Origin of the sequence: Actinomycetospora lutea (genome assembly GCF_028737205.1) — a bacterium.
Classification (GTDB): domain Bacteria; phylum Actinomycetota; class Actinomycetes; order Mycobacteriales; family Pseudonocardiaceae; genus Actinomycetospora; species Actinomycetospora lutea.
The window spans coordinates 36,061-43,473 of the sequence record NZ_JAQZAL010000042.1; the positions used below are offsets into that span (position 1 = coordinate 36,061).

Here is a 7,413-nt window from a genome sequence, read left to right on the forward strand (position 1 = left end):
GACTCGGGACGCCCCACGGGGAGAAGAAAGGCACTTGAGCAGCGCCGCGAAGCGGCTCCGTTCAGGGCCGAAGGCCCACGGCCGCCCGGCCTTGAGGAGCCCTGACCCGGCCGACCCGTCGTCGCCCGGAGCTCGGACCTACGTGCGCCGAGCTCTACAGAGGACGGCCTCGAGCACGGCAGCGATCACCTGGTCGGTGGCGGCGACGTCCGCAGGGCGCGGAGCACCGGTGTGCACGGGCATATCGCTACAGGCCAGAACGCAGAGGAGTTCCGCGGCTCCGTCATGGTGCACGGCGAGCTCTCTCAGCTCGTCCTCGGCGCGGCCGTGCCCGCCGAGAGCCAGAGCGAAGAGAGCGCAGACATGGTCGCGGTGCAAGTAACCGGGTTCCAAGGTGGTCATGCAGGGCTCGACGCACCCGGTCTTGTCCCGGTTCCCCCGACTTCTCGCTGAGCCCCGCTCAGCGCCCGCCGCCGTCGGCGGCGGCCAGCTCGTCGGGGTCGCGGTCGGGGCGCAGGCCTCGCCAGCTCGGGTGGCGCAGGTGGCCATCGTCGGTCCAACTGCGAAAGCGGGCTTCTCCGACGAGCCGAGGTGCGCACCACCGTGCCGCTCGCTCCTCGGGCACGGGGCCGGCGAACGGGCTGTTGGTGACCGCCTCGGTGACGAGCTGGTCGCGTAGCCGGTCGCGGGTGGCGTGGGTGAAGCCGGTACCCACGTGGCCGATGTACCGCAGGCGTCCATCGGCGTCGGGGAGCCCGAGCAAGACCGCACCGAGGCTTCCGTGGTTGCGCCCGCGGCCTGGGGCCCATCCGCCGATGACTGCTTCGACCGAGCGCCAGATCGGGGTCTTGATCCAGGTATGCGAGCGGCCTGACCGATACGGCGCGTCGCGGCGCTTGGCCACGACGCCTTCCATGCCGTGTTTCTCAGCCAGCGCGAGGGCCGCCGCCGGCTCGATGCCCTCAAGCCACGGGGAGGTCGTCAGCCGCGGGTGGGCGTCCAGACCCAGCCCGTCGAGTAGCCGGCGGCGTTCCTCCCACGGCTGGTCGCTCACCGACTCGCCGTCGAGAGCGAGCACGTCGAAGGCCACGAGGGTCACCGGCACCTCCGCGCGCAGCGCTGCCGATGGCCGGACCACGCCCATGCGCAGCTGCAGCCGGTCAAAGCTCGGCTTGGCCAGCGATCCGGTCGCAGGTACCGACAGGGCCACGACCTCACCGTCCAGCGCGACCTGCCGGGTGCCGACGGTGTCAGCCAGCGCCGCCGCAAGCTCCGGGTAGGAGCCGGTGACCGCCCGCTGGTTGCGGCTGACCAACGTCACTGACTCGAGCTCCGGGCTCTCGACGTAGGCGAGGGCCCGCATCCCGTCCCACTTGAGCTCCAACGCCCACCCCGGCCCCGTCGGCACCTCCCCTGCGGTCGCCAACATCGGGGCGACGCGCGCCAGCCCCGATGACGAGCTGAGCCGAGGACGGGACACCACACCGGGTCTACCACCACCTCGGCCAGACCGGCGGAGCCTCGGAGACCGTCTCACGGTGTCGGGGAGGGCGGCTACAACTCGTGTGCGGCGCCGCGGCTGCGGCGCTGTGCGATCCTGGTGCTGCTGCGCTCCCCCCCGCGGCAGACGCCCGACGTCTGCCCGAAGGGAGTGCACGCCTTGGTCACCCACCACGACGTACAACGACGAGCAGAACGCGAAGCCCAGGCAGCTGAGATGTACCAGGCGGCCGAGAAGGTTCGCGTGCGCGGACCGGGCGGCTTCGCTGGCCTTGACCGAGTATCCGCAGCGGCCGTGTCCGAGTTGCTCGAAGAACTGGCCTCGGGTTGGCGCGATACGCCAGCTGCACCCCGCATATGAGAAGCTGCCTCGCGCGTGGCGGAGCGGGTGCTCGGCCCGGAGCACGACCCGGCGCCACGTTTTCCAGGCCCCGCTCCAGCCGGCCACGAGAACCCGAACATCAGGCGGGGCCTGCTGGACGGCTGACCGTCCCGTGCCTCCGAACCTTGTCGAAGTCGCCCCGTCATGTTGTGTCAACGGCGGCTGAACCTGGACTGGCGACGGCCGAAAATGGACCCCCTGCCTGGTTGTTGATCTCTTTAGTCGTCGGTCTTGCCGGCGGCGGGGACGCGGCCGAGGTCGCGGTCCTTGAGTCGGTAGCTGTCGCCCTTGAGGGAGACGACCTCGGCGTGGTGCACGAGGCGGTCGATCATCGCTGCGCCACCGGCTTCGCGTGGATCTCAGTGCGGACGCGGGCGCGCTGCCCTGGCTTCTCGCCGATGCGGGCGCGCGCCTGCTGACCGGCACCATGACCGACCGCCTCCGTCGCTGCGCCAACCACGACGCTTGCGTCCTGGTCTTCCTCGACACCTCCCGCAATCGCGCTCGCCGTTGGTGCTCCATGGAGATGTGTGGCAACCGCAGCAAGGTCGCGGCCCACGAGTCGCGAGCCCGGCAGCGGCGCGCCCAAGGGGCGCGGGCGACCGAGTGACGAGCGACGGGCTGGAGACCTTCCACCGGCAACCACCCGCGAAAGACCCGCTACGCGCCGAACAGTCCCACCAGCTCCTTTCCACTCCGTACCGAAGTCCGGACGCCGGGGTCCGGCGAGCGCCTCGAAGGTCGCCCCACGGTCAGGAGTGAGCGGCTGACCGAGCTGAGTTTTCGGTCGGACCTGCCGTTCGAGAGCGTAGGTGCGCGGGATGACCATCGACCAACAAGCCACCAGCGCTCACGGAGCCACGCCCGGCCGCGAACCCGACCCTCGAGCGGCAACGTCGTCCTGCTCGGCGCACGTCGAAAACTTCCCTGTCAGCTTCGGGCGGACCGGGCGGGGGCCTTGACGTCCAAGCTCAACCAGTAAGGCCAGGCGCTTGCACAGCGAGAAGGGTCGGTGGTAGCGGCGACCCGTGCCGCAGCTCGCGAGAACCATGACTCATGGTCGCCGTGGCACGGGACATGGCACGAACTACGGGACCCCGGGGGTCACGGGAGGCACTTGGCGCGAAGACGCGGCCGCCAGAGGACCAGGTAGGACGCCTGAGAAGTCAAGGTCGCCCGGCCTCCGGAGGCGGGAGCGCAGGTTCGAATCCTGCCGGGGGCACCACTCGCTGACCAGCGGAAACGTCGCCGGGCCGTTACTGGCCCGAGTCCGCGTGGGACGAGTCGTGGGACGAACGCTTCCTAATCTCGCCCCATGCCACCTCGCACACGCCGTCGCCGCGGCTGGATCGAACAGCTGCCGAGCGGCTCGCACCGCGCGTGGGTCTACGCCGGCACCGACCCGTTGACGGGTCGCCCGCGTCGCCTGCGCAAAACGGTGGGCACCTACGCCGAGGCCGAGAAGGCGCTGACGCGGCTGCAGCGCCAGGTCGACGAGGACCAGCACCCCAAGTCCGAGATCACGGTGCGCCGAGCCGTGGAGCAGTGGCTCGAGGTCGTCGAGCTCGAGGACACCACCCGCGAGCGCTATGACGACCTCATCCGCCTCTACGTGCTGCCGACCCGCCTGATCAACCAGCTCCACAACCTGGGCTACCGAGTCACCCTCGACAAGGTCGCGTAGGTCAGCTGCGGTCAATTCTCTTCACAGCACCGACGCCTTCGTCTTCTCCCCCGCACCCGACGGCGCGACGCCCTACGACGACTCCGCGGTCTGCTCGACGCCGTCGCCAAGATTACCGCCGGACTCGAGCTCGACGAGCTCATCCAGCGCATCGCCGAGAGCACGAAGGCGTTGGTCGCGGCGCGGTACGCCGCGCTCGGCGTCGTGCGTGACGGGCAGCTCATCCGCTTCGTGCACGTCGGCATGGACGAGGCGACCGTCGCGCGCATCGGCGAGCTCCCGCAGGGCAAAGGAGTCCTGGGATGCCTCATCGATGACCCGCGAGCGTTGCGTCTGGAAGACCTGTCTACACACCCGGGGGCGGTGGGCTTCCCCGACCACCACCCGCCGATGCACCCGAGAGCGAGCACGACGGCGGCTTCAATGCCGACGACGAGCAGCTGCTGACCGCCCTGGCCGGCGCCGCCGGCATCGCCGTCGAGAACGCCCTGCTCCTCGACGCCTCCCGCCGTCGCGAGCGCTGGCAGGCGGCGTCTGCGTACCTCGCAAGTGGGCTGCTGTCCGGAGAGCTCGCACCGCAGGGCGAGTTGCAGCACGTGCTGGACACCGCCGTCGATGTTGCCCAGGCGCGCGGCGCGGCGATGACCGAGGTCGCCGACGCCGAGCCCGCCACCGCCACCGCCACAGTGACCGCCGCAGCCGGTGACCTCGTCGACTGGGTCGGTCGGACGGCCGCGACCAGCGGGTCGATCACCCACACCGCGCTGGACGAAGACGGGGCGGTGCTCGTTTCGGACGCCACCGCGGATCCGCGCACGACCGGGGTGGTGGAGCGGGCGCCTGAGGTGCGCTCGGTCCTCGCCGTGCCGGTCGCGGCGTCGACCGGCGGTCCGGGAACGCGGTCGGTAATCTCCCTGACCCGCGGCGCCGCGGACGAGGTGTTCGACTCGGTCGAGGCGGAGATGCTGCTGGGGTTCGCGGCCGACGCCACCACCGCGATCGAGCTGGCGCGGGGCCGCCGCGACCGGGAGGCCGTCCGGGTCCTGGAAGACCGCGAGCAACTCGTGCTGTCGCTGTCGCAACAGGTGCTCCAACGGATACAGCGCGTCGGACTCGCGTTGACAAGCATGGCTTCGACCGCCGTGCCCGCCGTGCCCGACCGGCTGCTCGCCGAGGTCTCCGAGCTCGACGAGGTCACCCGGTCGGTGCGCGATACCGTGTTCCGCGCTGAGCTGGCCGACCGAGCGCGTCCAAGAACAGCCCGCCCCCGACCGAGCACGGGTGGCTGGTGGGTTGCCCGTGGAGTCGGAAGAGTCCGAGGCGGCCTGCTGTGCCTCCGTGCCCGCGGGTGACCGTGGCTCGCGGTGGCCGCCCCGTTACCGATCCATCGAGGGGTCGCGCCGCGTCGGCCGGGTCCTTACTCCTTCGCGACGGTGATCGGCTCGGGGACGACCGTGACCGGGCAGGTCGCGTGCAGCACGCAGCCCAGACCCACCGATCCGAGCATGACGCTGCCGAACGCCCCGCGCCCACGGTGCCCGACGACGAGCTGGTCGGCGTCGCGGGCGACGTCCACCAGCACGTCCGCCGCTCGGCCGGGCCGCGCCTCGACGGTGATCTCGGGCAGCGTCAGGTCGGCGGCCATCGACTGGGTCACCTCGTCGACCAGCCCCTGGGCGCCCTCGAGCCCGTGCCGGTGCAGGGTCTCGGCGTCCGGGATCGGCAGGTCCCCGACGGCGCCCCAGCTCATCGCCGCCCACATCTCCGGCGGCTCGTACACGGCCACCACCCGGACCCGGGCACCACGGCGAACCGCCGACCGGATCGCCTCCCGCAAGACATACCGCGACCCCGTCGAGCCGTCGACGCCACAGACGACTACACCCCGCGCCGCGTCCTCGGTCATGTCCGCTCCCTCCGCCGCCGTGTCGCATCGACCCTGCCGCACCGCTCTGCGCCCTGGGAGGGCTGGATGTCCCCGCCAGGCACCCTGACCGGGCCGGCCCTTCCCTGAGGGCCTCTGGACCGCCGCGCAGGGCGGTTCGGCCCTGCCCCGCCGACCGTCACAGGCATGACCCTAGGGAGGTGCGCAGGGAGACGACGAGCTCGGTGTGGGGCCCTTGGTTGCTGGGTTGGTGCGGCGTGCTCGTGCTGGCGCTGGCCAACGGCACGCTGCGCGCGCTGGTGACCCAGCCCTGGCTGGGTGAGACCGCCGCACGGGCACTCGCGACCGTCATCCTGCTCGTGGCACTCACGGCCCTGGTGTGGTGGCTGCACTGGCGGCGCCCGATCCCGACGGCCCGGCAGGCGTGGGCGATCGGGGCCGCGTGGGTGGTGCTGACGCTGGCGTTCGAGTTCGGCTGGGGCGGTCTGGTCGCCGGGCTGCCGTGGTCGACGGTGCTCGCGGACTACGACGTGACCGCGGGGCGCATCTGGATCCTCGTCCCGATCTGGACCGCGCTGGCGCCGGCGGTCGTGCGCCGGGCGCAGCACCGCGCGCCGGCGACCACGGCGTGACCAGCTCCTCCGTCCGCACGGCTCTCCCGCGACGGCGCTGGACCCGGTCCGCGATCGTCGTCGCGGTTGCCGGGCTCGCTGGCTGGCTGACCGCCCTGGCGATGCCGCGGGGACCGATCCACGCCGGTGGGCGTGGTGACGGCGATGGCGGTCGCTCTCGCGGTCGGCGTGCTCGCCGGGTTCGTCCTGCGATCGCGCTGGGCGATGCTCGTGGCGCCGGTGGTGTTCGCCGTGACCGTCGAGATCGGTCGGATCGGCGTCGTTGGCCCGACGGTCGACCGCCCCCAGGTCTCGACGTTCTTCGGGGTGCTCGTCCTGGTCCTCGGGCGCGGGTTCCACGCTCTGGTCCAGCTGATGCCGCTCGTGCTGGGCGCGGCGGTGGGAGCGGGACTCGCCCGCCGGCGCTCCGGCGCGCCCGTCGCCCGCGGACGGCGCCGGGCGGCGCAGTTGGCCCGCCGGGGAGTCGCCGCGCTGGTCGCGGTCGCCCTCGTCGCCCTGGCCGTCGTGCTGACCCGCCCGGGCACGACGGCGCCGATCGTCGACGCGACCGGCGCGCCGGTGCCGGGCAGCGTCGCGGAGCTGGCCATCGTCCGCCTCGGCGGACACGACCATACGGTCATGATCCGCGGGCGTGATGCCACCGCGCCGGTGGTGCTCTACCTCGCCGGCGGACCCGGACAGAGCGACCTGGGCTACGCCCGGGCCTACATGACCGAGCTCGAGGACGACGTCGTGCTCGCGGTGGGGACCAGCGCGGCACCGGCACCTCGTACGCCGCGCTCGATCCCACAAGTACCTGGACGCTCGACCGCGCGGTCGACGACACCGTCGAGCTCGCGACCTACCTGCGCGACCGGTTCCATCAGCAGAAGATCACCGTGGTGGGCAACTCCTGGGACAGCACGCTCGGCGTGCTGGCCGTCCAGCGCCACCCGAGCTGTTCGCCGCCTACGTCGGTACCGGACAGGTGGCCAGCCAGCTCGAGGCCGACCGGATCATCTACGGCCAGGTGCTCGACCTCGCCGCCCGCACCGGCGATGCGGCGCTGGCCGAGCGGACGCGGGCCGCGGGGCCACCGCCCTACCGCGACATCTACGTCAACGCGATGCTCATCGACTACTACGACGCCATCGGCCCCTACCCCCGCACCGAGTACTTCCTGACCCACGGACCTCCCGGCATCGACGGCACCGGCGCCGAGGAGTACGGCCCGCTCGACAAGGTCAACAAGCTCAAGGCCGTGATCGACATGGGGTCGGTGATGTACCCGCAGCTTGAGGTTCCCCCGTTAGCTCGGAGACCGACGATCATGGCCGTAGGCCGTGAAGGG

Annotated in this window: 8 protein-coding genes and 1 pseudogene; 5 read left to right on the forward strand and 4 right to left on the reverse strand. The window is 71.8% G+C overall.

Translation table 11 applies throughout. The features are described from left to right. Positions 1-460 precede the first annotated feature (460 nt). Entirely contained in the window at positions 461-1,429 is a 969-nt protein-coding gene (gene ligD, locus PHK61_RS29295; protein WP_274284564.1) for a non-homologous end-joining DNA ligase, read from the reverse strand. A 671-nt stretch (positions 1,430-2,100) separates the two neighbouring features. Beyond that, positions 2,101-2,220 (reverse strand): annotated as a pseudogene (locus tag PHK61_RS29300) (ATP-binding protein); the annotation flags it as partial. A gap of 14 nt (positions 2,221-2,234) precedes the next feature. On the opposite strand from PHK61_RS29300, the gene PHK61_RS29305 reads away from it, so the two are divergent. After that, positions 2,235-2,492, forward strand: a complete 258-nt coding sequence (locus PHK61_RS29305) for a CGNR zinc finger domain-containing protein (RefSeq protein ID WP_274284565.1) — start codon at positions 2,235-2,237, stop codon at positions 2,490-2,492. A gap of 705 nt (positions 2,493-3,197) precedes the next feature. Then, the gene (locus tag PHK61_RS29310; RefSeq protein ID WP_274284566.1) at positions 3,198-3,566 is read left to right on the forward strand and encodes a hypothetical protein; all 369 of its coding nucleotides are present in this window, start codon (positions 3,198-3,200) and stop codon (positions 3,564-3,566) included. Between the two features lie 72 nt (positions 3,567-3,638). Here the strand turns inward: PHK61_RS29310 and PHK61_RS29315 are convergent, their stop codons facing one another. After that, positions 3,639-3,950 (reverse strand): hypothetical protein, encoded by a 312-nt coding sequence (locus PHK61_RS29315; protein WP_274284567.1) that lies wholly within the window; start codon positions 3,948-3,950, stop codon positions 3,639-3,641. 212 nt (positions 3,951-4,162) lie between these two features. On the opposite strand from PHK61_RS29315, the gene PHK61_RS29320 reads away from it, so the two are divergent. Continuing rightward, positions 4,163-4,918, forward strand: coding sequence for a hypothetical protein (locus PHK61_RS29320; protein WP_274284568.1), 756 nt, complete (start codon positions 4,163-4,165; stop codon positions 4,916-4,918). 65 nt (positions 4,919-4,983) lie between these two features. On the opposite strand, the gene PHK61_RS29325 is transcribed toward PHK61_RS29320, so the two are convergent. Further along, a complete protein-coding gene (locus PHK61_RS29325; RefSeq protein WP_274284569.1) occupies positions 4,984-5,472 on the reverse strand; it encodes a universal stress protein in 489 nt (162 codons plus the stop codon). A gap of 179 nt (positions 5,473-5,651) precedes the next feature. Between PHK61_RS29325 and PHK61_RS29330 the strand changes: the two genes are divergently transcribed. Then, positions 5,652-6,083 (forward strand): hypothetical protein, encoded by a 432-nt coding sequence (locus PHK61_RS29330; RefSeq protein WP_274284570.1) that lies wholly within the window; start codon positions 5,652-5,654, stop codon positions 6,081-6,083. A gap of 967 nt (positions 6,084-7,050) precedes the next feature. After that, a partial coding sequence (locus PHK61_RS29335) for a hypothetical protein (protein ID WP_274284571.1) occupies positions 7,051-7,413 on the forward strand: 363 nt, incomplete at its 3' end.